General features: G+C 42.9%; 23 protein-coding genes. 13 read left to right on the forward strand and 10 right to left on the reverse strand.

Annotated elements, in window-relative coordinates:
- Window positions 1-66: 66 nt before the first annotated feature.
- Window positions 67-405 (forward strand): FKBP-type peptidyl-prolyl cis-trans isomerase, encoded by a 339-nt coding sequence (locus tag GQR89_RS18440; RefSeq protein ID WP_158771408.1) that lies wholly within the window; start codon window positions 67-69, stop codon window positions 403-405.
- A 91-nt stretch (window positions 406-496) separates the two neighbouring features.
- On the opposite strand, the gene GQR89_RS18445 is transcribed toward GQR89_RS18440, so the two are convergent.
- A complete protein-coding gene (locus GQR89_RS18445) occupies window positions 497-1,090 on the reverse strand; it encodes a LysE family translocator (protein ID WP_158771409.1) in 594 nt (197 codons plus the stop codon).
- 99 nt (window positions 1,091-1,189) lie between these two features.
- Here GQR89_RS18445 and GQR89_RS18450 point away from each other — a divergent pair, with 99 nt between their 5' ends.
- The 3 genes from GQR89_RS18450 (at window position 1,190) to GQR89_RS18460 (ending at window position 3,940) form a co-directional block, all read left to right on the forward strand.
- Window positions 1,190-1,642, forward strand: coding sequence for an Lrp/AsnC family transcriptional regulator (locus GQR89_RS18450; RefSeq protein ID WP_158771410.1), 453 nt, complete (start codon window positions 1,190-1,192; stop codon window positions 1,640-1,642).
- A 235-nt stretch (window positions 1,643-1,877) separates the two neighbouring features.
- Entirely contained in the window at window positions 1,878-2,939 is a 1,062-nt protein-coding gene (locus GQR89_RS18455) for a M12 family metallopeptidase (RefSeq protein WP_158771411.1), read from the forward strand.
- A 284-nt stretch (window positions 2,940-3,223) separates the two neighbouring features.
- A complete protein-coding gene (locus GQR89_RS18460; RefSeq protein WP_158771412.1) occupies window positions 3,224-3,940 on the forward strand; it encodes an SGNH/GDSL hydrolase family protein in 717 nt (238 codons plus the stop codon).
- A gap of 32 nt (window positions 3,941-3,972) precedes the next feature.
- Here the strand turns inward: GQR89_RS18460 and GQR89_RS18465 are convergent, their stop codons facing one another.
- Window positions 3,973-4,503 (reverse strand): shikimate kinase, encoded by a 531-nt coding sequence (locus tag GQR89_RS18465; RefSeq protein ID WP_158771413.1) that lies wholly within the window; start codon window positions 4,501-4,503, stop codon window positions 3,973-3,975.
- 155 nt (window positions 4,504-4,658) lie between these two features.
- On the opposite strand from GQR89_RS18465, the gene GQR89_RS18470 reads away from it, so the two are divergent.
- Genes GQR89_RS18470 through GQR89_RS18480 form a run of 3 tightly spaced genes read left to right on the forward strand, consistent with a single transcriptional unit; the run spans window position 4,659 to window position 8,136 of the window.
- Complete coding sequence (locus tag GQR89_RS18470) at window positions 4,659-5,663, forward strand: aspartate carbamoyltransferase (protein ID WP_158772320.1); 1,005 nt, start codon at window positions 4,659-4,661, stop codon at window positions 5,661-5,663.
- 56 nt (window positions 5,664-5,719) lie between these two features.
- Complete coding sequence (gene hemL, locus GQR89_RS18475) at window positions 5,720-7,015, forward strand: glutamate-1-semialdehyde 2,1-aminomutase (RefSeq protein WP_158771414.1); 1,296 nt, start codon at window positions 5,720-5,722, stop codon at window positions 7,013-7,015.
- Between the two features lie 44 nt (window positions 7,016-7,059).
- Entirely contained in the window at window positions 7,060-8,136 is a 1,077-nt protein-coding gene (locus tag GQR89_RS18480) for an adenylate/guanylate cyclase domain-containing protein (protein WP_158771415.1), read from the forward strand.
- Between the two features lie 167 nt (window positions 8,137-8,303).
- Here GQR89_RS18480 and GQR89_RS18485 read toward each other — a convergent pair whose 3' ends face one another.
- From GQR89_RS18485 to glnK, 3 genes are all read right to left on the reverse strand, one after another.
- Entirely contained in the window at window positions 8,304-9,224 is a 921-nt protein-coding gene (locus GQR89_RS18485; protein ID WP_158771416.1) for a Dyp-type peroxidase, read from the reverse strand.
- A 366-nt stretch (window positions 9,225-9,590) separates the two neighbouring features.
- On the reverse strand, window positions 9,591-10,865 hold the full coding sequence (locus GQR89_RS18490; RefSeq protein WP_158771417.1) for an ammonium transporter: 1,275 nt from the start codon (window positions 10,863-10,865) through the stop codon (window positions 9,591-9,593).
- 20 nt (window positions 10,866-10,885) lie between these two features.
- A complete protein-coding gene (glnK, locus tag GQR89_RS18495) occupies window positions 10,886-11,224 on the reverse strand; it encodes a P-II family nitrogen regulator (protein ID WP_007103493.1) in 339 nt (112 codons plus the stop codon).
- Between the two features lie 443 nt (window positions 11,225-11,667).
- Between glnK and GQR89_RS18500 the strand changes: the two genes are divergently transcribed.
- A complete protein-coding gene (locus GQR89_RS18500; RefSeq protein ID WP_158771418.1) occupies window positions 11,668-12,525 on the forward strand; it encodes a hypothetical protein in 858 nt (285 codons plus the stop codon).
- Between the two features lie 15 nt (window positions 12,526-12,540).
- On the opposite strand, the gene mrcB is transcribed toward GQR89_RS18500, so the two are convergent.
- Window positions 12,541-14,886, reverse strand: coding sequence for a penicillin-binding protein 1B (mrcB, locus tag GQR89_RS18505; RefSeq protein WP_158771419.1), 2,346 nt, complete (start codon window positions 14,884-14,886; stop codon window positions 12,541-12,543).
- A 143-nt stretch (window positions 14,887-15,029) separates the two neighbouring features.
- Window positions 15,030-17,510, reverse strand: a complete 2,481-nt coding sequence (gene hrpB, locus GQR89_RS18510) for an ATP-dependent helicase HrpB (RefSeq protein WP_158771420.1) — start codon at window positions 17,508-17,510, stop codon at window positions 15,030-15,032.
- 101 nt (window positions 17,511-17,611) lie between these two features.
- On the opposite strand from hrpB, the gene thpR reads away from it, so the two are divergent.
- A complete protein-coding gene (gene thpR, locus GQR89_RS18515; RefSeq protein ID WP_158771421.1) occupies window positions 17,612-18,142 on the forward strand; it encodes an RNA 2',3'-cyclic phosphodiesterase in 531 nt (176 codons plus the stop codon).
- A gap of 103 nt (window positions 18,143-18,245) precedes the next feature.
- Complete coding sequence (purU, locus tag GQR89_RS18520; RefSeq protein ID WP_158771422.1) at window positions 18,246-19,100, forward strand: formyltetrahydrofolate deformylase; 855 nt, start codon at window positions 18,246-18,248, stop codon at window positions 19,098-19,100.
- A 40-nt stretch (window positions 19,101-19,140) separates the two neighbouring features.
- Here the strand turns inward: purU and GQR89_RS18525 are convergent, their stop codons facing one another.
- Window positions 19,141-19,734, reverse strand: coding sequence for a hypothetical protein (locus GQR89_RS18525; protein ID WP_233269019.1), 594 nt, complete (start codon window positions 19,732-19,734; stop codon window positions 19,141-19,143).
- 355 nt (window positions 19,735-20,089) lie between these two features.
- Here GQR89_RS18525 and GQR89_RS18530 point away from each other — a divergent pair, with 355 nt between their 5' ends.
- Genes GQR89_RS18530 through GQR89_RS18540 form a run of 3 tightly spaced genes read left to right on the forward strand, consistent with a single transcriptional unit; the run spans window position 20,090 to window position 22,286 of the window.
- Window positions 20,090-21,268: a hypothetical protein gene (locus GQR89_RS18530; RefSeq protein WP_158771423.1), complete on the forward strand. Its 1,179-nt coding sequence runs from the start codon at window positions 20,090-20,092 to the stop codon at window positions 21,266-21,268.
- A gap of 1 nt (window position 21,269) precedes the next feature.
- Window positions 21,270-21,698, forward strand: a complete 429-nt coding sequence (locus GQR89_RS18535) for a hypothetical protein (protein ID WP_233269020.1) — start codon at window positions 21,270-21,272, stop codon at window positions 21,696-21,698.
- 21 nt (window positions 21,699-21,719) lie between these two features.
- Entirely contained in the window at window positions 21,720-22,286 is a 567-nt protein-coding gene (locus GQR89_RS18540; protein WP_158771424.1) for a paraquat-inducible protein A, read from the forward strand.
- A 58-nt stretch (window positions 22,287-22,344) separates the two neighbouring features.
- Here the strand turns inward: GQR89_RS18540 and GQR89_RS18545 are convergent, their stop codons facing one another.
- A complete protein-coding gene (locus GQR89_RS18545; RefSeq protein ID WP_158771425.1) occupies window positions 22,345-23,838 on the reverse strand; it encodes a catalase in 1,494 nt (497 codons plus the stop codon).
- Between the two features lie 233 nt (window positions 23,839-24,071).
- Window positions 24,072-25,253, reverse strand: coding sequence for a GGDEF domain-containing protein (locus GQR89_RS18550; RefSeq protein WP_158771426.1), 1,182 nt, complete (start codon window positions 25,251-25,253; stop codon window positions 24,072-24,074).
- Window positions 25,254-25,530 lie beyond the last annotated feature (277 nt).

Below are 25,530 nucleotides of genomic sequence, written 5' to 3' on the forward strand. Positions count from 1 at the left end.
TTCATGAAAACAGCGAGAGTTTGGGTAACCACCTACTTCAACGACCTCTACAAATAAGCGACAAATATGCAAGATGAAGTGAAAATTACCGACGTAACAGAAGGTAGCGGAAAAGCTGTAGAGCGTGGTGCACTCATCACCGTGCACTATCGCGGTTATCTTGAAGATGGTAGCGAGTTTGACTCGTCATATAAAAATGATGCGCCATTTCAAATTGTGTTGAGCAACAAGCGGGTTATCCAAGGTTGGATACTAGGTCTTAAAGGTATGAAAGAAGGTGGTAAACGTAAATTGTGGGTGCCAGCATCTCTTGCTTATGGTGAGCGTCAAATTGGCAATATGATCCCGCCTAACGCCAATTTAACCTTTGAAATCGAATTACTAGAAGTGCTAACACGGGATTAATTTAGTTTATTAAAACAATATTCAGCACTCAGTTACGTAAAAACTGATGCTGAATAGTTGCGCTGACAGCTTTCAGATAAATACACACTTGCTATAAAAATACCGGATACATAGACGTAACCAATAATCCGGCCATAGTGTAATTGAATATCCTTAAACGTTTATTGTTGGTCAACAAGCTTTGAATTTTTTGCCCTAAAACCGTCCAGCCGCTAATACATGGAAGATTCACCGACCCAAATACTCCCGCCACCATTAGCACCGCCATAGCACTTTTCGATGGCGCATAAACACTGATTGCAGTTAACGCCATTGTCCATGCTTTAGGATTAACCCACTGAAACATGACTGCTTGTAAAAAGGTCATAGGTTTCGCATCCGCGGATTTATCTTTAGATGCATTAGACGAAGTAGCTATTTTGTAAGCTAAATATAATAAATAGCTGACACTGACTATTTTCAAAATATGATAGGTAATTGGAAACATGTCGAATAATTGCATAATCCCCAGCCCAACTAAAACCACCATTAAGGTAAAGCCAGATGCTACTCCCAGCATATGCGGCAAGGTACGCTTTACGCCATAATTTGCACCCGACGCCATTAACATAAGGTTATTCGGCCCAGGGGTAATTGATGACACAAAGGCAAAAAGTATTAACGCACTGAGTATTTCGAAGGTCATTGAGGTTATTTCACTGCTGAACGATGTGTGCAATTATAAAGAGCATAATACGAAATTACTGCGTTATTAACGGCGTAAGAATAAGCTTGAGCACAACTAATGATCAAAAAAGATAATTATAACAAACGAATATTGCAAGAGCTTAGTCAACATGGGCGTATCGCCAATACTGAACTGGCTGAAAAAATTGGTTTATCCCCATCAGCTTGTTTACGAAGAGTTCAGGAGTTAGAAAACAGCGGTGTTATAAAAGGTTATCGTGCCATTCTAGACAGTGAATTATTAGGCAACGGTTTTATCGCATACGTAACGGTCGGTTTAGGAGAGCACACTAAAGGCTCGCAAGATGCGTTCGAACAAGCGATCGCTAACGCAGATGAAGTTAAGGAGTGTCATAACGTCACCGGATCCTTCGAATATATTTTACGAGTCGAAACTTCCAATTTGAAAACTTACAAGACCTTTCACACAGACATACTCGGTACCCTGCCCCAAGTGAGTACCATCACTACGCACGTCGTAATGGACTCACCCAAAGACCAACGGGCATAGCCGTCATCTTAAAAAATGTATTAACTTGAATTTCGATAAAATTGAATCTTTCTCCCCAGTAAACTAGCTTTATAGGGTACCTATCTGCTTGGTTCCAGAAGGGACGCCCAAGGCGCTCGCGCAGTTTCGAAGTACCCGCCCCGAAAACACAGAAACATTATTGTCCAATAATCCCAGTGCCTGATGAATTACATATCAGCAGCAGGACTGAGCTAACCTCCAGAAGGATTTGAAAATGAGTAAATGTGAGCACGACACGCCCAAATATTGTGATCTACCGCTGGTAATGCCACGAAAGCTAGCGCCAGATCTTGATCAAAACCGCGAATCTTTAGTGCGTTATATCGAGAAAAAATGGGTTAACCATACGGTTTTACATTATTATTTCATGCAAAATAGAAACGACTTAGCCGCGCCTGCAGTGCAATTACAAGCGGTCAGAGACGCCTTTGATGAATGGAAAGGCTTAGGTCTCGGTTTAGAATTTATAGAAGTTGCACAAGCAGTTGATGCAGAATTTAGAATCGGTTTTGCGCCCGGAAGTTCTTGGTCATATGTCGGTCGTGACTGCATAGATTTAGTACCAAATCACGAGCAACAAACCATGAACTTTGGTTGGGATTTAACCACTGCATATGGCCACGATACCGCTTTACATGAAATTGGCCACGCCATGGGATTCCCCCATGAACATCAAAACCACAAGGCAGGTATCGTCTGGAACGAAGAAGCTGTGTATGCAGCTTTTGCCGGGTCACCAAATTTTTGGGAAAGGGACAAAACCTACCATAATATTATTCGTAAGCTATCCTCTCAAGATGCAACTGGTTCGTCTTGGGACAGAGACTCAATCATGCATTACCAGTTTCAAGCTGGTTTGATATTACAACCCCCTGGCTATGAAAATCGTCCGTTGATACCGGCACCCGGTTTATCCGAAATGGATAAACAAGAAGCACGCAAGTTTTACCCTGGCAATATTCAAATTCAATGGCCTCAGTTAGTACCATTCTTATCCCATAAGCTGGATATGAAACCGGGGGAGCAATTAGATTTTATCATAGAACCGAAAATCAGCCGAACGTATAACATTCAGACCTTTGGCACTATGGATACCGTCATTGTGCTTTTTGAAGATGATGATAGTGAGCCGATATTTTTAGCCGGTGACGACGATAGCGGCTCAAACTACAATTCGAAAATCACGTTACGTCTAATAAATGGTCGACATTATTATTTACGTTTAAGGTTATATAGCGAAGGTACATCAGGCGAAGGAGGAATAATGCTATGGTAAAAACTGAGGCCGGACGCTATTTAATCTGACCTCATTTTGATTTAGCCCATGTCTTTGAGTTATGAGCTAGGTCACCAAGGCTGATATACCATAGTCACTACCAAAGGAATTACGCTGATAATTCAGATACAAAAAACTAAGGCTTACTGGGTAACAATGCGCCGACGTAAATTGAGTTGGGGACTCATACTTAAGTCTCCCTTAAGTGGAAAGCTCTTGCCCCTAGAGGGTATGCTTTATAGGATGATAAAAGTTATTACGTATCAATTTCATTTGGACACCTTATGCTTTACCAAGTTGCCTCTGTTTTACTCAGCCCAATATTTTTCATGCAAGGTAAATATGTCAGACGCGTGACCCCAAAACTACCCGAGCCAGATGGTCCGCGACATGGGGTGGTGGGTCTTGGCATACCCATATCTTTACTTGTTATTGGAGACTCAGCGGCAGCAGGTGTTGGGGTTGAATATCAACAACACGCATTAGCGGGCAACATACTCAACATACTTGGCTCACGCTATGAAATATCATGGAAGCTCATGGCCAAGACTGGTGATACGTCTACTCAATTATTGGATAAAATCCGCCACTCAAAGCCAGGCGAAACCTTTGACACCGTCATCATATCAGTTGGTGTAAACGATGTTACAGGGCTGACTTCAGCCAAAAGCTGGACAAACAACCTGGATTTAATCGCCCAAGCCTTACACGAAAAATTCGCTGCGAAACGGATATTATTCTCAAGCTTACCTCCCATGCATTTATTCCCCGCGCTACCCCATCCCCTTCGATGGTGGTTGGGCACCAGAGCTAAGCAGTTAAATGAATTGGCGAAGCAATTTTGTAAGCAAACCCCGAACTGCACATTCATCAGTGTACCCTACCCGCTGGATCAAAGATTTGTAGCCGCTGACGGATTCCACCCAGGTGCCCCCGCTTATCAATTGTGGGGTGAATATCTTGCTGAAATAATGCACGAACAATTAACTACAAACATATGAAAATTCATATTTGTAATATTGAATTGGCACTATTAATTTTCTATCTTTAATAGCACCAAGTCTGCAGGATTTTGGCGGATACGTTTTTTTACACCTTGATAGGCATTAAACAACATATTATGTGCAGCATAAGAGAAGGTGTCAGTGCGGACATAATATTGGCTTATCCAATCCACCAGCATAGATAAATTGGCGTTTTGGGCTTCTTCTGATGAATATTTATGTGGTTCCCATGGCCGATTGCGCGCATTTTCAATACACGCTCCTACAGGCAAATCAGTAAAAATTACCAGACTAGCTTGGCCTAATACATTTTCCAGCAAATCCCCGTAGCACCCTTCAATTACCCAATTGTACTGGGTATCTATAAAGGCATTAACACTGCACATTGAGTCAATGATAGCGGCGCGTTCTGGAATTTCTGTGGGTAGCCAAGCCACAGTATCTAAATCTAGGTGGCCAATGTTCAACTCTTTGCCAATACGCTGAGCTAACGTTGATTTACCCGAGCCCGAATTGCCAAAAATTACGATACGTATTGGCGCGTCAGTCTGCTTTTTCATTATTTTCCCTAAGCGCATTGCATTAGAACCGACCATTAATAGGTAATTTAGCATTGCTTAATGATAAATTAATGAATCATTTCAATAGATTTAGCCTTGTAGCCAAGAAGTTTGATAAAATCGCCGGCGGTTTTATCAACACAGGCGCAGGGCAAATGAAATTCGAAGGTAGTCATATTCTTTCCGTTAATCAGTTCGATCGTGAGTCGATAGAACGTGTGTTCGATGTAGCTAATCAAATGGCGCCCTACGCTAAGCGTCAAAAGCGCACTACAGTGTTAGACGGCGCAATTTTAGGTAACTTATTTTTTGAACCCAGCACCCGTACTCGCGTTAGCTTTGGCACCGCATTTAACTTACTCGGTGGTGATGTACGTGAAACGACAGGTATGAGCAATTCAGCTCTTGCTAAAGGTGAATCTCTGTATGATACCGCGCGAGTATTAAGTGGGTATTCTGACATAATCGCTATGCGTCATCCTGATTCAGGCTCGGTTGCTGAATTCGCCCAAGGTAGCCGCGTACCTGTTATTAACGGAGGAGACGGCGCCAATGAGCATCCCACTCAAGCATTACTCGATTTGTATACCATTCAAAAAGAATTGCTTTACCACGGTGGCAATATAGATGGTTTGCACATCGCAATGATTGGTGATCTCAAATACGGACGAACCGTGCACTCCTTATCTAAATTACTATGCCTGTTTAAAAATGTACGCTTCACCCTAATATCTCCTAAAGAACTAGCTATGCCGGATTCAATACTCAATGCCATTGAAAACGCTGGGCACAAGTACACTATGAGTGAAACGTTAGAAGGTAACTTCGACGCAGATATTTGTTATCAAACTCGCGTTCAAGAAGAACGCTTTGACTCGCAAGAAGAAGCCAACTTATACCGCGGAAAATTTCGCTTAAATCAGCAAATTTATACCAAACATTTTCAGTCTAAAACAGTGATCATGCATCCACTGCCCAGAGATTCACGTATGGAGGCAAACGAGTTAGACAATGATTTAAATATGAACCCTAACTTGGCTATTTTCCGCCAAACTGACAATGGCGTATTGGTGCGCATGGCCCTGTTTGCCCTGACACTTGGGGTGCAAAACATTGTTAGTAAATTCGATAAAGAAGTTCATTGGTATAGTGGCCACTAATACTGCCAGCATGCAACTTTTACCCTTTAAAAGATGAATAAGAGAATATAAACAAGATGCAAAAATCAGAACAGTTATTCGCCCGCGCCCAAAAACACATCCCTGGTGGTGTTAATTCTCCCGTACGTGCATTTAAAGCGGTAGGTGGCACCCCTCCTTTTATTGAGAAGGCTGATGGACCTTACTTATATGATGTCGATGGCAAACAGTATATTGACTATGTTCTTTCTTGGGGTCCAATGGTACTTGGCCACAATAATTCTGTGATCCGCCAAGCGGTAATCGATGCAGCACAAAATGGGTTAAGTTTTGGAGCCCCCACAGAAGCAGAAGTCATTATCGCTGATTTAGTCAGTGAATTAGTGCCATCAATGGAAATGCTACGCATGGTTAACTCCGGCACTGAAGCCACTATGAGTGCCATTCGCTTAGCAAGAGGTTATACCAACCGCGACAAAATTCTTAAGTTTGAAGGTTGCTATCATGGTCATGCGGATGCACTACTGGTCAAAGCGGGTTCAGGAGCACTAACTTTTGGGGTACCTAGCTCACCAGGTATTCCGGCTGACTTCGCTAAACATACACTGACCATGGAATATAATAATATCGATTCCGTTGTTCAAGCGTTTGAACAATACCCTGACGATATAGCGTGCATTATAGTAGAACCTGTTGCCGGCAATATGAACTGTATCCCTCCTGTCGATGGCTTCTTGCAAGGTTTACGTGATGTATGTGACAAATATGGCGCCGTACTTATTTTTGATGAAGTGATGACAGGTTTTCGCGTAGCCCTTGGAGGCGCACAAGAAAAATATAATATCGTCCCAGATTTAACCTGCCTAGGTAAAGTCATTGGTGGAGGTATGCCTGTTGGCGCATTCGGTGGCAAGCGTGAAATAATGCAACAAATAGCGCCTTCTGGCCCAGTTTATCAAGCAGGTACCCTCTCAGGTAATCCAGTGGCTATGGCCGCTGGACTAGCATCATTAAATCAAGTGAAAAAGCCGGGCCTATATGATGAGTTAAGCGAAGCCACTAAAACCTTGGCTGAAGGCATAAAAGCTATCGCCACTCGTCACGGCATTCCTATGTCTATCAACTATGCTGGCAGCATGTTTGGCTTATTCTTTACTGACGTTGAGCGCGTGACGAATTACCAACAAGCTATCAATTGTAATACCGAGCAGTTTAATCATTTCTATCATGGCATGTTAGAAAACGGGGTTTACTTGGCACCTGCTTCTTATGAAGCTGGTTTTGTTTCGACCCAACACAGCCCGGAGATTATTCAACAAACTTTGGATATTGCAGATAAGGTTCTAGCAGACGTAGCCAAGAAGTTCGGTTAATGTAGTTAGACGTAATCACTCGTTAGCGAAACAATGTAAGTTTTATGTTTGAACCTATCATGCACCCCTTACCCCTTGTTTTGTTAGCGATTTGTGCGCTGTGTATCGCCATTATTCTAATATTAATTGGCAAGCTGCGCACACAACCCACAGTTATGCCCAAGCCGCGCATAAAGCCTGACGTTCAAAGTAATTTATCCCCTGAACGTTTCGAGCAAAAGGCCGATGAAGCATTGCGCTTACGCCATACTTTTCAAAAATTTGTGCCTAAACAGTTTGTTGACCATTTTGCTAAACATGGCTCCAGTGTGCTTGAACTCGGTCATGCAGTAGAAGACGATGTAGCGATATTATTTTGCGATATTCGCGGCTTTACGGGCTTGTCGGAACAAATGAGTCCGCAAGAACTAATGCGCTTTTTAAATTCCTACTTCTTGCGTATGAACGACCCCATTCATCTCAATAGTGGCTTTATCGATAAATTTATTGGCGATGCTATTATGGCTTTGTTTGATCATCCCGGCGGCGATAACGAAGATAAGGCCAGTGACGCACTGTGCGCTGCGCTAGATTTACGCTATGCGCTTAATATCTATAATCAGCACCGACAAAATAGTGATTATCCTCCGATAGATATTGGTGTGGGTATTCATTTTGGCCCTGTCGTTTTAGGCACGGTGGGCTCAGATGACCGTATGGATACCACTGTTATCGGAGATAGTGTAAACATTGCCTATCGTCTTGAGGCCTTAGCCCCTATTTACCACTGCGATATTGTTGTTAGTGCACAGACATTACAACAAGCCGCGCAACCTAAGCGATTCACATCTCGGCTACTTGATTGGATAAAGGTAAAAGGAAGAAGCAAAGCAATAGAAATACACGAAGTGATCGCTCACTTACCAGAGGATTTACAACAGCAAAAGCTAGTTAATTCAAGGTTTATAAAGCAAGGACTCAGCCATCGATTCAAGCAAAATTGGCCCCAAGCAATTGACTGCTTTGAACAAGCGGTCGCACTCAATCCTGATGATTACTTACCTCGTTTGCACATTAAACAATGCAAACATTTAGCAACACTTACCTTACCTCATGATTGGGACGGCACAGTGCAATTGTAAGTATCTATGGCCGTTCTTCAGTTGATACAAGCAGCGCTTGTATAGTTAAACGCAGATCATCGGAATACTGATAGATGTTTCGATAAAATACAGCAGTAAGTCGCGCTTATGGCCATCAAGTTACGTTTACGTAATATTTCAAGTTTATCGCCAACGAGCAACGTATATTAGTTTGCCCGCTGTTTAATAAAGGTTAACGAAGGAGCAAAAAAAGCGGCGCCAGTTTCTGCACTGGTGTAGTCTAATAACCTGTCATACTCGCCATTTTCATCATTGATGATCATATTTCGTAGCATATATTCAAATGGCTTTGGGCTTTTGGCGCAACTTACAAAAAATAGCCCCTGCACATGCATATCACCATAGGGCATACTTTGGCGTAAAATACCCATGGCTTTGCCTTGATTATCAACTATCTTCGCACAATCAAAGTGGCTACGTGGTGATTTCAATGCGTCATTCAGCTGACTGTTGTCTGATTTTTTGCGGCCCATAATGTATTCTTGCTGGGAAGTGGAGAGCTGCTCCCATTTCACAATATTGTGTCGATAACGCTGAACGTGAATATAGCTTCCTCCCGCAAAATCAGGATCTAGCTCCCCCACTAATGCAGTGTCTAGCTTTTGCATGCCTTTAGGATTGTCGGCACCATAAACAAAGCCAGTTAAATCACGACCATCTAAGTATCTAAAGCCACGAATATCTTCCATTAAATCAACATGAGAACCCAATATGCGCATAATCTCCATAGCCAGTCCATGGCAAATATCAGCCCGGTCCGCACGCACCTGAATAAATAAATCACAAGGTGAAACCGGCGCACTACGATCGTCATAGTGCATATCAGGAAAGGGTGCCAACTCAACAGGTATCAACCCTGGGTACACTTCGTGCCAATAGCTACTGCCAATCGCCACCACGCCAGAAACCATAGCCTCATAGTGTTCTTCATCGTAATGTGCAAACAAATCAATTATTTGCGCAATTTTGATGCGCATCAAGCAGTCATCGTCGTCATTAACATTCAGCAGTAGGTATAGGGCGTGCAAACTTGGCTCAGCACAAATCCCTTTTTGTGGTTGTAGCATAAAACTCTTAGTGTGGTTGCGGTTTTAGTCATACGCTGCACATATCATAGTCATTAAAGAACTTCAGTATGATTGCACCCTCTTTGGGGTTTAGCGCTTACACGTAATATACGCGATTTTGAGCATTACGTATAATTCACTGAATACTGGCACAACTTGCTGAAACTGCGAATAAAAGATGCTGTCCACATTTTGCGGTCGTCATATATCAACTGGTCGATAGTTTGCACAATATTGAATTAAAAATAACGTCATAAAAAAGCCCCGCATATGCGGGGCCAAAGTCGTTTTGAACATTACCCCACCAAAGTACTTGGGGGGTAGGTGGATTATATTATTATTATCCCACCGTATCGTTAGTAATTACTAACGACCGTTACCGTTAGTAAAGTCTGGGTAAGCTTCTAAACCACACTCACTAATATCCACACCTTCAAACTCTTCTTCTTCACTAACTCGGATACCCATTACCGCTTTCAATATTGCCCATACGATTAGACTCGCGGCGAATACCCAAACGAAAATAGTCATTGCTCCGACAAACTGTCCTAAATAAGTCGCACCGTCGTTAGTAGCTGGTACTACCATTACGCCGAAGAAACCCACTACGCCGTGAACTGAAATCGCGCCAACTGGATCATCAATTTTCAACTTATCAAGACTAAGGATAGAAAATACAACGATCACACCACCGATAGCGCCAATAAGCGTGGCACCTAATGCTGACGGAGTAGATGGCTCTGCAGTAATAGCTACTAGGCCGGCAAGAGCACCGTTAAGCACCATAGTTAAATCTGCTTTTTTGAACAGAATTTTTGCAACGATAAGTGCCGCTATTGCACCACCTGATGCGGCAGCATTCGTGTTTAAAAACACCATTGCTACTGAGTTAGCGTTAGCGATATCACCCAGTTTCAATACTGAACCGCCATTAAAGCCAAACCAACCCATCCATAAGATGAATGTACCTAACGTTGCCATAGGCAAGTTTGCACCTGGGATAGCATTTACTTTACCGTCTGCGGTATATTTACCTTTACGTGCGCCAAGTAATAATACACCGGCTAATGCTGCTGCAGCGCCAGCCATATGTACAATGCCTGAACCAGCAAAGTCAGAGAATCCAAAATCATCACCAAGACTATATAAACCAAACACAGAGTTACCACCCCAAGTCCAGCCGCCTTCCATTGGGTAGATGAACGCAGTCATCACAACAGCGAATGCCAAGAAAGCAAAGAGTTTCATACGCTCGGCTACCGCACCAGATACGATTGACATAGCGGTTGCTACGAATACTACCTGAAAGAAAAAGTCTGACGCGTTAGAGTATATCGAACCGCCTTCAAAACCGTCTTCACGAGTTGCAAATTCGCCTAATTTTTCTGCAACATCAACGTTTTCTATGCCTGTTAAGAAGTAATCGCCACCGTACATAATTGCGTAACCACACACGAGATACATCGTACATGAGATTGCGAAAAGTGCGATATTCTTAGTTAGAATTTCAGTCGTGTTTTTTGAACGAACCAATCCTGCTTCTAGCATGGAGAAGCCAGCGGCCATCCACATAACGAGTGCGCCACACACTAGGAAGTAAAACGTATCCAAAGCGTATTGTAAGTGAAATGCTTGTTCCATTATTATTATCCTCTGTCTTTCTAAATAGCTTCGCCGTCGGTTTCACCGGTACGAATTCGAACTGCATGTTCTAAGTCGTAAACAAATACTTTACCGTCACCAATTTTGCCCGTTTTCGCTGCGCCCACTATGGCTTCAACCAAGCGCTCAACTTGATCGTCTTGAACCGCGATCTCTAGTTTCACTTTTGGTAAGAAATCCACTTGGTATTCCGCTCCGCGGTATAGCTCTGTGTGGCCTTTTTGACGCCCAAAACCTTTGACTTCGGTAACGGTTAATCCGTCGATTCCTATTTCAGAAATGGCTTCGCGCACATCATCTAGCTTAAACGGCTTGATGATCGCTGTGACTAATTTCATATTGCTGCTCCCGGTAATTATTATGATGTTTAACGCTATAATTACACTAGATAGAACAAGAGCTATGCCATAAATTTTAAATCAATAAAATCATGTATTTACAATAAAAACTCGCTTTTTCATCACCTCACCTCGCACAAAATTGGTTCAATTTTGCGCAAATGCACCTATTTGGCGCATAAAGCGTTTTATGAACTTTCTATTTTTAGATTTCAGCTTAAATTTGCCGTTATATAGACGAGATTGAAATACATTGAATGTGCGCACAAATCGGGGAGAAATAGGGCGCGGTCTGAATGATGAGTGGTGAATGACAAGCCATTGGCATCTTTACACTACCTTTACATTGCTATAACTGAACTTACCTTCCCATATGTTACTCTACTGGGTTTTACTGACTTACAGTTATTAATGATCACGTGCTTATAACAGACCCCTACCCAATGAAAGCGGATTTCAGCCCTAGCCCACCGCGAAGACCAAAAGCGAAAGTGGGAACATTATGGATAATTTTGGCATCTTTGCTGTTGCACCTAGTTATTGTGATTTTGATTGCCCGCAGCCCAAATGAAATACCCAATTTCGAAACGGCAAATGATGCAGCACCGAAAACCAAGCCCATAGCGGCACGTTTGATCTTCCCCCCAATCCGTCAGCCCAAGGAACAAGCACCTGCAGATAAACCTGAACCAGCTAACGATGTTGATCTTGTAACGACATCAGAGCCTGCACCGACACCAGACGCCACAGCGAAACGAGAAACCCCTGTGACGGTTGAATCAGAACCTGTAGCAGTGGCGCCACCTGAGCCAATAACTTTGCCTGAGAACGTTCCTGAATTGCCACCTGACGAAATATCACAGTCAGAAGCAAAGAGTGAAGCCAGTTTTGTACAGCACGATCCGTTAGCGCTTCCTAAAAGTAGCGAGAGACCGAATATTGCTGAAGGGCAAGAGCAAACCGTTTCCGATAAAGTGAAGGACCAATTGCATACCTCATCGCAGCGTTCCATTGAAGAGTTAGCGGCCGAGGAAGCTGCGCGGTATCGACGAGAACAAACCTCTCCAAGCCTGCTTGATAAACCAGAATTGAGCCAGTTAACGGAAGATGAAAAATTGCAAAAGGAAAATGAAGTGCTTGCAGACTGCTCAAGCTATACCAATAAAGGCGTTGCTATATTGGCGGGATTAACAGGCGGTAATATTAAATGCACCACAACCAATGGCGCGGAATCGTTTATTCAGGATAGGCTGAATAAAACAGCCCACCTGCCCGCCATGAAAGACAACAAAGACAAATAACTTTGTGGTCAGTGTTTAGCTACCAAAGAGCCTTTCCCATAGTGACTTTTTCAGCGGGCCACGCACTTCCCCATTACAGGTTTTTGGTACGGGGGGCAGCGCATCTAAAATAGCCGGTACACTAATGGTATTTGCACATCCTGGGCGACTAACGGCACCGCTAGTCTCATCAAAATGTGCAATCCCTAGTCCTTTTGGATAGCGACGCACTAATGACTTAGGTTGCTGCTGCTTCTGGTAACCAATAAATAGTTGCATTGCACCGCTCGCACCGCCTAAGTTAATGGGTTGATTATCGTCTTTGCCCATCCAGCTAGTGACCAAGATATTGTTGTCGAAACCGCTAAACCAACTATCTCGATAGTCATCAGTGGTACCTGTTTTACCCGCCATATTAATATCGCCAAACTCCTTTTTGATTTGTTTTGCGGTGCCCTCAAGCGTAACTTTATGTAGCGCGTAATTAAGTAGATACGTCGCTTTCAAATCAGCTCTTTGTTCGCCACGATTGCTGAATTGCCATAACGGTTTATTTTTTGGCGATAGAACAGACGTGACCGCATGCAGAGGGATATACCGACCATTATTGGCGATGGTCTGATACATTTGATTGACTTGAATCGGCGAAAAGTTAACGGCACCGAGCGTCATGGCAGGATAAATATCGATGGGCTCATTAACCCCCAAACGCCTAACTGTTGCTGCAATATCATCTAATCCAACGGCCATGCCTAAGTTGACTGTCGGCACATTTAGCGACTGGGTTAATGCTTCAACTAGTGTTACTTGACCACGAAATTTTTTATCCGCGTTTTTTGGCTCCCACATTTTACCGTAGGTACTTTTAAGTTGAATAGATTCGTCTTTTAGTGGCGTTGCCAAATTATATTGAGACGCCCGCTCAAGCGCCGTTAAATAAATAGCAGGCTTAATCAGTGAGCCTATTGCACGTTTTGCGTCCAATGCACGGTTAAAGCCCTGAAACTGGGGATTAGCGTCTCCAACCATCGAGCGTACTTCACCACTTTTGATATCAGTCACCACCATAGCTGCCTGCAATTCCGTTAACTTCATGCGTTTCTGCTGAGTCTTCACGCCTGCGTTAACGGCCTTTTCGGCTTTTCGCTGGGCAACGGAGTCAAGTGTGGTGAAGACTTTCAAGCCGGATTCACGCATGTTCGGGTCGGCCAACACGTTTTTTAGCTCCCGGCGGACTAAGCCCATAAATGCAGGATGCTTTCCAGATATTAAACTGGCACCCGTTGCTAAATTTAGCGGCTGGTTAATTGCATACTCATATTGACTACGCTGTAATTCGTTATTCTCGAATAATACTCTTAGTACTAGATTACGCCGCTCAGTCACGCGCTCTGGGTGTCTACGGGGATTATAATAAGATGGTCCTTTGATGATCCCCACGAGCGTCGCAATTTCAGCTACGTTCAATTCAGCAAGCGGGCGGTCAAAATAAAATAAACTCGCCAAACCAAAGCCATGTACACCGGTATTTCCATTTTGCCCAAGAAATACTTCATTCAAGTACGCTTCGATAATTTCATCTTTGCTGTATCGGGCGTCTATAATCAGTGCCATTAGGGCTTCTTTTGCTTTACGTACAAGTGATTTTTCATTGGTTAAAAATAAATTTTTAACCAATTGCTGGGTCAACGTGCTCCCCCCTTGAACCGCCCGTCCTGCTGAAATATTTGCCAGCAACGCACGTAGAATAGATAACGGAGCAATACCGTAATGCTTATAAAAATCTTTGTCTTCCACCAGTACTAAGGCTTTAATCAAAGACGGCGGTACGCCATCTAAATTGACCAGCATTCTGTCTTCACGCCCACTGCTCATCAGGCGCGTGACCAACCAAGGCTCCAAATAAATATCGCTGAGCGTGTCGTTACTGTCTAAATTACGCAGGGCGCTAATGCGGCCGTTGGCCAGCGTGATATCTACCGCAACCTCTGTCTCATCCCCATGGGGGAAGTGAAATGCTCTGCGCTGAATACGCAAACCTGTGGCCTTAAGTTGGTACTCCCCCGTATCGTCCGCATGTCGGACCTTGCGATATCCTAGTAATTCCAACTCTTCAACAATTTCTTGAATCGTGATTTCTTGCTTCAATTCCAAATGCATTGGACGTGCAAAAATTTGTGCCGGTACTTGCCATTTATTACCGCTAAACTGTTTAACAATCTGCGCATCTAGATACACGCCATAAGCGGCAATAACAGCAGCAATAATGATTAGTAAGCGCCACCAATTACGCTTTATCCACGCCCAGGGATGCAGGCGACTCCATAACGAAGACGAAGCAGATTTAGTGGACTTAGAATTGCTTTTAGCCGTTTTTTTCATATTTTTTACAGACTTACCTTAAAAATAGAATCAACCACGAATGGTGTCAGTCGTTTATTATGAACGCATAGTATTATTTTGTTTAGACAACAGGTGAACAGTAGGAATCTGGTTGTCAGAAAACACGCGCATATCCTAGCAGTTCACTGGTTATTGCTCATCTTCTTTTTCGTTTTGCTTGTGGCTAACGCATTCGCAGGATCATCAGGCCAATAGTGCTTTTGATAACGTCCTTTCATTTCTTTTTGCACCTCCTTATAGCTGCCTTGCCAAAAACCCGCCAGATCCTGAGTTTGCTGCAATGGCCTGCCTGCGGGTGACAACAAAACCATCTGTACTTTGACTTGTCCCCGAGCAACCATCGGGGTATCGGCAAGGCCGTATACTTCCTGCATTCTAACCGCCAGCGAGACACTGCCATGGTCGTCATATTTTAAGGCAATGCGACTTGTACTAGGCACAGTTATTTTGCTGGGTAACAACTGATTAAGTAATTGCTGCGCAGTGTAATCAAGTTGATTTAACAGTAGAGCCTTAAAATCTAATTTGCTTAGTTGCTGCCAGCTCAACACATCTGACAAATAGGGTAACAACCAATTATCAATAGTAGCCATCAACCCGACTTCACTCACATCCGGCCACTGTCTATCAGTTAAATAAGTGTGAGCAATTCTCAATCGATATATCAATTGCAGATCATTCTCACTAAAGGGCAATGCCATAACACCACGGCGGTTAATCTGCTCGCGCCAGATCTGATGTATTTGGTCGCTACTGGGCTTTCCTGACGGGGTCTGTTTAAGAACAATATGACCCAACCGTTGAAGAGAATGAGCGGAAATAGCCTCCCGTGTTTCATCCCACTCACAGCGCATTTCTTTATTAATAAGGTGAGAAAAGTACTGCTCGATTTGGACTATATTAATGGGCTCTGCCAGTGTGATACGTGCATTACTCTGGTATTTATCGCTGAGTAACATTTGCCCTATGGCTATCCATGGTTGGCCAACTAACGGGTCGTTATCACTCAACTGAGCCCCTGTGCCATCTACTAAAGCGTAACGTCCAGCGCCGCTGCTTTTTCCTATCCATTGTGGGAAGGCAAACCCGAGCAATATTCCCGTGTCGTCTAGCGGCCAAGATGCATCACCACATCCCAACTTTTTATACCACTGGCGTATCCCGCGCCACAATGGATGACTTTTTTGTTGTTGTAATAATGATAAGCGTTCATAACAAAGGCTACCTGCTTGATTTCCTAGTGGGTCCTTATCCTCAAGGAGCACAGCAATTGCGCACGCTAAACTTTGATGTCCAGCCCCAAGGGCTTTACTTTTTAACAGCATGGTTGCGATATTTGCCTGCCCGCCCAAAGCATGTACCGCTTTACCATGAGTGCTAACCTGATGATGTTCATCAAGTACCTGCAATCCCATCAGCACCGAGTGTGCCTGTTTAAGTTGAGCGTCACTGGGTGTGTCAATTAATGCTAAATCGTTGATCTTTGCGCCCCAAACACTCGCTTCTAATAAAAAAGGGGATAGGTCGCTGGTTAAAATTTCTGCTTGACCGTGTTCAATCAGACGCTGATGCTGCTCTTTGCTCCACAAACGATAACACACACCGGAACTCAATCGCCCTGCTCGCCCCATTCGTTGCGTAGCGGATGACTTTGAAATCATATGGCTGTGAAGTTGTGTTAAGCCCTTACTTAGTTGATAAACCGCACTTTTTTGCATACCGCTATCAACGACAATCGTTATACCTTCTATGGTCAAACTTGTTTCAGCAATATTAGTAGCGAGAATGATCTTTCGTTTGCCATCTGGGTCAGCGATTAAGGCAGCTTCTTGAGTGACTATGTTTTGCTGTGAAAAAAGACAATGGATCTTTACATCACTTGTTATTTTTTGTTCTAACAATCTCGCGCAGCGTAAAATTTCACCTTGCCCAGGCAGAAAGACCAGAATATCCCCTTGGTGCTCGGCTGCCGCAAGCACGGTTAAACTTGCGACTTTTTCGACCAATGAGGCACTTGTAGAATTAGGGCGGTAGTAGGTTTCAACGGAATAACTTCGCCCCTCACAAGCAATCTGTTTGGCCTTTGGCAACAACTCACCGAGACTGGCCACATCTAACGTGGCAGACATAATCAGTAGACGTAAATCGTCGCGCAGAACATCCTGAACTTCCAAACACAAGGCCAGCGAGAAATCAGCATGTATGCTACGTTCATGAAACTCGTCAAATATAACGAGTCCTACTCCCGGTAATTCCGGATTACTCTGTAGCATCCTAGTGAGAATGCCTTCAGTCACAACTTCTAAACGTGTTGCCTTGCTGCTGCGGCTTTCACCACGAATGCGATAACCCACGGTTTGCCCCACATCTTCACCTAATTGCTTGGCCAGATAATGGGCTATATTGCGCGCGGCAATGCGCCTAGGTTGCAACATAATTATTTTTTGCTCGGAGAACTGTGCAAGCCTTAACAGTGACAAGGGCACACACGTCGATTTTCCTGCACCAGGTGGGGCAACTAAGATCACATCCCTTAGCGCAAGCGCATGGTGTAGCTGGGGAATAATAGTTTCTACTGGCAGGGTGCTTTTTACAAACGACAAGGTTTTATCTCATACAAATTAACGATACCGACCAACAAATAAGGTCATTGACTAGTGTATCCTGTAGAGGTGATATTTTCAGGCATTTTCAGGAGTTTTATATGCGTGCATTTTTTGCCCTTACCCCACCCCCAGCAACGAAACTGGCTATCGAAGCGTGGCGAGAAAAAGCCTTTCCGCATTTTATGAGCCCAGTAAAAGCGAGTAACTTTCATATTACGTTGGCCTTTTTAGGGCAAATCTCTGAATCTCAACTAGACACCTTAAGTCGGTACCTTGACAGCCACTTAAAGACTAAGTGTTTCTCGTTAACCTTAGATTATTTGGGATATTGGTCGAAGCCAAAGGCGTTATGGATAGGCAACACGGATGTACCCAAACCGCAACTCGATTTGGTAGCTCTATTGCACAAGGCGGCAATAAATAGTGGTATAAGCATCCAAAAACGCGACTATATTTCTCATCTAACTCTGGCTAGAAAATGTCACGAAAACCCTCCAGCACCATTAATTGAACCTAGTTTTACATTTAAAAATAGCGAGGTGACCTTATATCAGTCTATCTCTACAGAACACGGAGTCATGTATCGCCCTTTGCTAGAATGGTCTTTACAGCCTAGCTTTTCGTTTTAAGCAAAAATTAACGACAATTCCGTCAATCAATAACGATTCGCTATTTACCTTAAGGAGCTAGCGAGGTAAAACAGGTGCAAATTTCAGAAGTGATGATTTACTCATGCAACAAACCTTAAGATTGGTCATAGATTGTCCCGATCAAGTTGGCCTTGTGGCCAGTGTTAGTCAATTTTTGGCTCAACATAACGCGACTATTGTAGAAGCGAGCCATCATACCGATCTGCAAACAGGTCGTTTTTTTATGCGCCATGAAATACGTACCGACTCACTAACCATGGACATAGACCAAATTAGACAAGCATTTATGCCCATAGCCGACTCGTATTCCATGAATTGGAAACTAGTTGATTCTCGGAATAAGCCCAAAATGGCGCTACTTGCCAGTCATGAATCCCATTGTTTAATGGACTTATTACACCGCTGGCATAGCAAAGAATTGTATTGTGATATTCCCTGTATTATTGCCAATCATCCACAAATGAAACAATTTGCCGATTGGCACAGCATTCCTTTTCATTGGATTGACTTTAAAACCTTGGGTAGAGAAGCTGCTTTCGCTCAGATCAGTCAGTTAATTAAGCAATACGACATTGATTTAACCGTACTTGCGCGCTTTATGCAGATTTTACCTGAATCCCTGTGTCAAGAATTAGCTGGCCGCGCTATCAATATTCACCACAGTTTTTTGCCCTCATTCGCCGGCGCCAAACCCTATCAACAAGCATATGATAGAGGTGTAAAACTTATCGGCGCTACCTGTCACTATGTTACCAGTGATCTAGATGAGGGACCGATTATCGAACAAGAAGTCATGCGAATTTCCCATAGCGACTCCGCTCAGGATATGGTTCGAAAAGGTAAAAACTGCGAGAAAACAGCACTTGCTAACGGTGTTCGTTATCATTTAGAGGACAGGGTGATTATTCATCGTTCTAAAACAGTGGTGTTTGCATAAGTGAGACTGTTCAAGGAAAATTAAACTATCAAATCGCAGTTTAAAAATTTGCTACATAGACAATATTAATATGTTTATCGGTGCGCCCTTGTCCTAACCATGTTTGGGTCGCATCGTTCGCCTGCCAAAGTGCTTTAGAAAGAGCCACCTCTACATATTGGTGATCAGAATCAAGGGTAAAACGCGAGCTCAGCAGCCATTTATCGCTCGCAGGAAGCTGAATATCAGCACCTTGTGATGTTTCAAGATTAGTATCCATTTGTTTCACATAACCCAAGCCTAAACTAATCTGATGATTGACGCGGTAACGAGGTAAAATGGCCCATTGACGTGAGGTTGTTTTTTGATTGTGCGCTCCCCAACTTAGCTCACCTTTTACATAACCTATTTGCGTTTCGATAAAAATATATTCACCCAATTCTTGATGAAAGCTGAGCTGATAATCCCGTTGGTGGCAACCATCGAATTTAATGCTTTTCTTGTTAAAATCGAGATCAGCACTTTGCGGTAATGATTGCTTTAGCCAGTTTAATGTCTCTACCCAATTTAACTCTGCCGCGGAAGCTTTGAAGGTAAAGCAGAATATAAAAATACATAAGACAATGCGCAAAGTTTTATCTCTACCGAAGTTCATTAGAATCGTAAATGTAGCCTGTATTTACAGATTATGGGTATTAACTCACATTACTAGGTATGTAATTTCATACTCGTTAAATGGTAAAGCTGTCTATAATCACAAACATTCAGTACGAGGAAAGTCAAAACGATAAGCACTGCCCCAATATAAAATGTCAGGTGCTTTGTAGGTAATGAATTGATGCTGTGATATCGTTTATTACCCAGAGCAAAAGCTGTGCCGCGATCTAAAACGCAAAATTTCGAGTGTATATTCGACCATGAAAAATATCTTAAAAACACATCTTCGTCCCATAATTTGCCTATTTTTTGTAAATGTACTTTGCGTTAATATCGCGCACGCGGCGGATGACATGTTCAAGTTCAATGGCTTCGCTACCCTAGGGGCAATATATAACGATAGCGATGATCTCGGATTTCATCCTAACTTCAAAATTCCAGCCCAACGCAGCTTTTCATTTGCGCCTGACTCTTTAATTGGAGCGCAGGTCAACATCAACGTGAATGCCCAGTGGGATGCGGTTGTTCAAGCGGTTTATCGAGACAAACTCGATGATTCAGCGCTTAATTATTTAGATGTTGCCTTTTTACGTTATCACGTAAATAACAACTGGGAAATTCGCGCTGGGCGCATGAACACTGACATTTATTTTTTATCTGAATATAAATCAGTTGGTTATGCATACTTGTGGGCTAGACCTCCCTCTGAGTTTTACGCAAAAGTGTCATCTGTATCCCAATTTGAAGGTGCAGACCTGTTATATAAACATTCATTGGGAAATGGTTTTCTACAACTTAAATTGGGTTATGGGGAAACCGACGCGACAGTTGCAACAACGGGCTCAGCGGTAGATATTAATTTCGGTAATATGCTAATAGCATCAATGACTTATCAACAAGACAATTGGCAGATAAGGGCTTCATTTCTGGATACAAAAGTGGATGAGTACGGCGCCGACTTAAGCGTAATTGATGACGCAATTGCTCTGTTCCCTCCTTCTATTTGGCCAGGCGGTCCCGAGCTACTAGATAGGTTTGATTTTGTTGGCAAAAAACAACAATTTTTTGGTTTGGGCTACCAATATGACAATGACTTATGGTTAGTCCAATCAGAGATAGGATTTATTGACTCCGAATGGGATATAGAGCGAGATACCCTATCGGGTTACGTCAGTTTGGGCTATCAACCCGGCAATATTACCTATTACGCGACCATTTCAGCGATACATCCGACTAAGGATAATTTTAGCGACGATGTGGGGGAAATTTCATCTGACGCTTCCGCGACGATTGTGGCCGTTATTCAGTCTTTTAGTCCCATAATTAAAGAATCATTAGAAAATAACAGAATTAAACAACACACTTTTAGCGTGGGCGCTAAATGGCAGATATCGCCCTCTCTGGTGGCGAAACTTCAGGTCGATTATAGTGTTATATCAGATAATGGTTTCGCGTTATGGCGAGTTTATGAAGAGCCTGAGTCAGGCCAAAAAGTAACAGTATCCAGCCTTAACCTTAACTGGATATTCTGATATGCATTTTATAAGCAAAAGCGTATTGGGTTTAATGTTATTACTGTGCCTGCCCGTTTGCGCACAGGCTATGGTTGTGGTGGTAAGCAAGCAAAATCCCATCGATTCATTAAGCAAAACGCAAATCATCGATATTTACATGGGTCGCTATAATACGTTCCCAGACGGTGTGTTGGCAAAACCCCTTGACCGGGTAGCTGGTAGTCCTGAAAAACAGCGATTCTATCAAGAACTGGTGAGCAAGAGTGAGGCAAAAATTAATGCTTACTGGGCCCGTCTATTGTTTTCAGGCCGCGCAAGTCCGCCAAGTAGCTTCGACACTGACGACGAGATGCTTAATGAGCTTAAAACAACGCCCCAAGCAATTGGCTACTTATTAGAATCAGAAGTAGATGATTCTTTGAAAGTCGTTTATCGTTTCGAAAAATAAATTAGATTTTTAGGACTTTTTTTGAAACGACATCTCTCATTCGCCTTAAACATTATCGCCATAGCTTTATTCATTCCTGGTATCACCCTACCCATGTTCGCATTAAATATGGAGATGACTGCGCTACTAAATGCCGCAGGGATTACTTCAACATTGATCGATAAAGATCTATCGATACTTAATACGGTTCAAGACCTGTGGAGTAGTGAGCGCTTTTTAGTGGCGGTGTTGATTTTTGTGTTCTCAGTATGCATTCCAATACTCAAAACTGCCTTAATGAGCCTTGCGTACTTTACCCGTAACGAAAATCTCAAGCTGCACATTACACAGTTTGTGGCAGCTATTGGTAAATGGTCCATGGCTGATGTATTTGTAGTGGCTATATTCTTAGCAATTCTATCTACAAATCATGCAGATACGTTTTCTCGTGAAACACTCAGTTTGTTTGGATTTGGTATTTCGATTGATATAAGCACGCAAACTTTATCCGCCGCAGGAGATGGTTTTTTCTACTTTGTTGGGTATTGTTTGGTATCTTTATTAGCCAGTCATTTAGCGACCACAACATATGTAATAAAACGCATATGATTTAATATAAAAAAAGCCGCTTTAGCGGCTTTTTTTATATCATTATTTTTGCCGTTGACTAAGTTGGCGTGTTATTCGTTACAGGCACAGCGTTAATATCGCTATCGATCTTTTCATTTGCTAACCGCACACCTTGCGCATAATCGGGATGTACCTTCTCAAGTACCGCATACCAGCGTTCTTTCACAGAAGAAGAACAAGGACCCATTGCCGCAGCGTAGTTATTATATAGACGCTGCTTTTGTGCATCATCGAACATCTCATACAGTGCTCTAGGCTGCACGTAATCAGCGTCACTTTCAACTTGCTCATAACGGGTAGCATCGCCATCAATTCTAAGTGGCGGCTCGGCTACGCTAGCATCTGCAACAGGACCGTTGTGTTGATTTGGCTCGTAATAGGCATCTGAGTTACCAAAGTCATTGGTGAAAAAACGCATCGAACCATCTTTATGGTAATGCTGGACGTTAGCTGCTTTCGCTGCATTGGCTGGCAATGCTTCGTAATGCGTGCCTAAACGATAACGATGGGCATCAGCGTAAGAAAATACCCGTGCCTGTAACATTTTGTCAGGACTAAAACCAATTCCTGGAACCACATTGGATGGGCTATAAGCAGCGTTTTCTACCATTTGGAAATAGTTTTCAGGGTTCTCATTCATTTCTAACTCACCCACTTCAATAAGTGGAAAATCAGCATGGGGCCAGATTTTGGTGATATCGAATGGATTAAACGGTTGGTTTGGAGCATCAAGTTCTGGCATAACCTGAATATACATCGTCCATTTGGGGAAATTACCCTGTTCAACCGCATTATATAAATCTTCTTGATAAGCCTCACGAGTTTTACCGGTCAATACTTCTGCTTCGGCGTTAGTATAATGCTTGTGACCTTGCTGCGTTTTAAAGTGAAATTTGACCCAAAAACGCTCACCTTCTTTATTCCACAAACTAAAAGTATGACTCCCGTAGCCGTTCATATACATTGGATTCACGGGGATCCCACGGTCTGACATCAGAATAGTCACCTGATGTACACATTCTGGTTGCGCGGCCCAAAAATCAAACATAGCCTCTGGAGAGCGCAAGTTAGTCTTGGGATGGCGTTTCTGGGTGCGGATAAAGTCAGGAAACTTAAAACCGTCACGCACAAAGAATACTGGGGTGTTATTGCCCACCATATCCCAATTACCTTCTTCGGTATAAAACTTGAGACTAAAACCACGCACGTCACGTTCGGTATCGGCAGCACCAGACTCGCCTGCAACTGTAGACCAGCGGCTAAGCACTTCTGTTGTTTTACCGACCTGTGAAAATATTTTAGCGCAAGAATATTGGCTGATATCGTGCGTCACAGTAAATTTCCCTTTCAAGCCCCACCCTTTTGCATGCACTGCTCGTTCAGGAATACGCTCACGGTTTTGATGAGCAAGCTTTTCAATTAATTGGTAATCGGTAAGCAGTAATGGCCCTCTTTCACCTGCTGACTGAGAGGTACTATTCGAAGGGATGGGAGCACCTGCACTGGTCGTTAATCTAGGCTTATCTGTCATGGTAATCTCTCTGTTACATGGTTTGACTTTACCTACGAAAGGACATAGGCAATTAAATCCGTAAAGTTAGAATAGCAGCCTCTTTAAAAAAGGGGCTATGAAAAAATTCGATGCACTTAATCAGCTGAATCAATTAAGCTTTTATAAATATTGCAGCGATAGTTAAAAACTAACAGTCAAAATACTTTCGAAAATGCTTTTTTAAAAACAGGTGAATATACAGTTGCAACTGTTTACGCAATGCAGACTCTCGCACAGCCTTCATTTTTTCGACGCCCTAAGGCCTGCTCAGCTCGAGCAATAATTTGCTGCAGTAGGTTGTCGTCATCGTTAAGTTCACTCACGCCGATACTGACAGAAATTGAGATCGTATTTGAGGGAATATCTCCTTGGTCCTCTTGAAAATAAAGGCGAATTTTATTCGCTAAACACACGGCTTGTTCGGTCGATGTTTTGGGCAAAAGCAGGATAAACTTTTCGTCTTCAATTCGCCCTAAATAATCTGATTCTCGACAAACTGACAATATTGTTGTCGCCACACGCGTTAAAACACTGGTAGCGGCTTCTTGCCCATGATTAGCCAAAATACGGGGAAACCGGTCAATATCAAATGCTAAAACACTCATGGATTCATTATGTCGTCGTGCAGTAGCAATCAATTTCGACGCTGATAACTCAAAAGCAAACCGATTAAGCATGGGGCTCAATTGCTCCGAATCAATATCTAGAACATGTGAAATGGTTGCTTCTTGACGCTGTTTTTTGGCATGTAGAAGGATAACAATAAGTCCAATAAACAAAATAAATACGATAAACCAAAAAATAACAACCTGAGCCAATCGTAAGGTCGCTATACGCTGATAGTCTTGTGTTTCATATTGCCTAGCAACATTAGTTAAACTACGTAAGAGCGGGGTATATACCAAATCCATTAATACGTTCGCATCGAGGCTCTCATCATCGTGTTGTTCTTGTAGATCCAGAGCATGATAAATCTGCTCGCTGAATAAATTTAGCTGAGAATTAACATTGTTATCAGACGTGAGGTAAAGTGCTTGTAATGCATTAGACAAAGGCGATTTCTGCTTATTATCTATTGCATTATAATGTTCATTTAGCAGCTGTTGATGGTTTGCTTGCAATTTTCCTAGTGCTTGTAAACTAGTTTGCTTAGCGGCTCTGTCGCCACTGAACAGATAAGCAGTGGCGAATAGACTTGTTCTTTGCACCAGCATACGTTGCTGATGACTAATATTTACCTCATGTGCTACCTTAACTTGGGCCTGAATGACTTTATCTAACGTAAAGTGAACCGAGATGGCAAGCATGCCACCCAGTAATAGATACAGCATACTCGAAAGGACACTTCCACATTCTGCGGTAGAGCCTTTAGCTTTCGTTCTTCTAGTGGCCATTATTCGGTGCCTCCAAGGCTCAGTGAACCGCATAATCGAAGTCGCATTACCATACAACTTAAAAAGCGCTCATCAGTCATACGCGCTGACTGCCCTAGAAGTAAGTGAGTTAAAAACATCTCTTTAGGCCGCGTAAAAAAGTAACGTTGATTGGTGTTGATAGAAACGAAAATATTAGCCTTAAGAGCCATTTTTAGACATTGAACTTTAGGATATTCGACCATAGTGGCATAGCAGCTGACATGCTTGACTCTGCTAAAATAGGCACATACTTTAC

This window comes from Paraglaciecola sp. L1A13 (assembly GCF_009796745.1).
Classification (GTDB): Bacteria; Pseudomonadota; Gammaproteobacteria; order Enterobacterales; family Alteromonadaceae; genus Paraglaciecola.

What these genes read in the sequence shown, in the direction of transcription:
- mrcB (WP_158771419.1), bottom strand. Translation starts at nt 14,886, where the DNA reads ATGAAAAAAACGGCTAAAAGCAATTCTAAGTCCACTAAATCTGCTTCG.
- purU (WP_158771422.1), top strand. Translation starts at nt 18,246, where the DNA reads ATGCAACAAACCTTAAGATTGGTCATAGATTGTCCCGATCAAGTTGGC.
- GQR89_RS18485 (WP_158771416.1), bottom strand. Translation starts at nt 9,224, where the DNA reads ATGCTACAACCACAAAAAGGGATTTGTGCTGAGCCAAGTTTGCACGCC.
- GQR89_RS18535 (WP_233269020.1), top strand. Translation starts at nt 21,270, where the DNA reads ATGCATTTTATAAGCAAAAGCGTATTGGGTTTAATGTTATTACTGTGC.
- GQR89_RS18440 (WP_158771408.1), top strand. Translation starts at nt 67, where the DNA reads ATGCAAGATGAAGTGAAAATTACCGACGTAACAGAAGGTAGCGGAAAA.
- GQR89_RS18455 (WP_158771411.1), top strand. Translation starts at nt 1,878, where the DNA reads ATGAGTAAATGTGAGCACGACACGCCCAAATATTGTGATCTACCGCTG.
- GQR89_RS18490 (WP_158771417.1), bottom strand. Translation starts at nt 10,865, where the DNA reads ATGGAACAAGCATTTCACTTACAATACGCTTTGGATACGTTTTACTTC.
- thpR (WP_158771421.1), top strand. Translation starts at nt 17,612, where the DNA reads ATGCGTGCATTTTTTGCCCTTACCCCACCCCCAGCAACGAAACTGGCT.
- GQR89_RS18480 (WP_158771415.1), top strand. Translation starts at nt 7,060, where the DNA reads ATGTTTGAACCTATCATGCACCCCTTACCCCTTGTTTTGTTAGCGATT.
- GQR89_RS18450 (WP_158771410.1), top strand. Translation starts at nt 1,190, where the DNA reads ATGATCAAAAAAGATAATTATAACAAACGAATATTGCAAGAGCTTAGT.
- GQR89_RS18470 (WP_158772320.1), top strand. Translation starts at nt 4,659, where the DNA reads ATGAAATTCGAAGGTAGTCATATTCTTTCCGTTAATCAGTTCGATCGT.
- GQR89_RS18460 (WP_158771412.1), top strand. Translation starts at nt 3,224, where the DNA reads ATGCTTTACCAAGTTGCCTCTGTTTTACTCAGCCCAATATTTTTCATG.
- GQR89_RS18445 (WP_158771409.1), bottom strand. Translation starts at nt 1,090, where the DNA reads ATGACCTTCGAAATACTCAGTGCGTTAATACTTTTTGCCTTTGTGTCA.
- GQR89_RS18530 (WP_158771423.1), top strand. Translation starts at nt 20,090, where the DNA reads ATGTTCAAGTTCAATGGCTTCGCTACCCTAGGGGCAATATATAACGAT.
- glnK (WP_007103493.1), bottom strand. Translation starts at nt 11,224, where the DNA reads ATGAAATTAGTCACAGCGATCATCAAGCCGTTTAAGCTAGATGATGTG.
- GQR89_RS18465 (WP_158771413.1), bottom strand. Translation starts at nt 4,503, where the DNA reads ATGAAAAAGCAGACTGACGCGCCAATACGTATCGTAATTTTTGGCAAT.
- hemL (WP_158771414.1), top strand. Translation starts at nt 5,720, where the DNA reads ATGCAAAAATCAGAACAGTTATTCGCCCGCGCCCAAAAACACATCCCT.
- GQR89_RS18525 (WP_233269019.1), bottom strand. Translation starts at nt 19,734, where the DNA reads ATGAACTTCGGTAGAGATAAAACTTTGCGCATTGTCTTATGTATTTTT.
- GQR89_RS18500 (WP_158771418.1), top strand. Translation starts at nt 11,668, where the DNA reads ATGAAAGCGGATTTCAGCCCTAGCCCACCGCGAAGACCAAAAGCGAAA.
- GQR89_RS18550 (WP_158771426.1), bottom strand. Translation starts at nt 25,253, where the DNA reads ATGGCCACTAGAAGAACGAAAGCTAAAGGCTCTACCGCAGAATGTGGA.
- GQR89_RS18545 (WP_158771425.1), bottom strand. Translation starts at nt 23,838, where the DNA reads ATGACAGATAAGCCTAGATTAACGACCAGTGCAGGTGCTCCCATCCCT.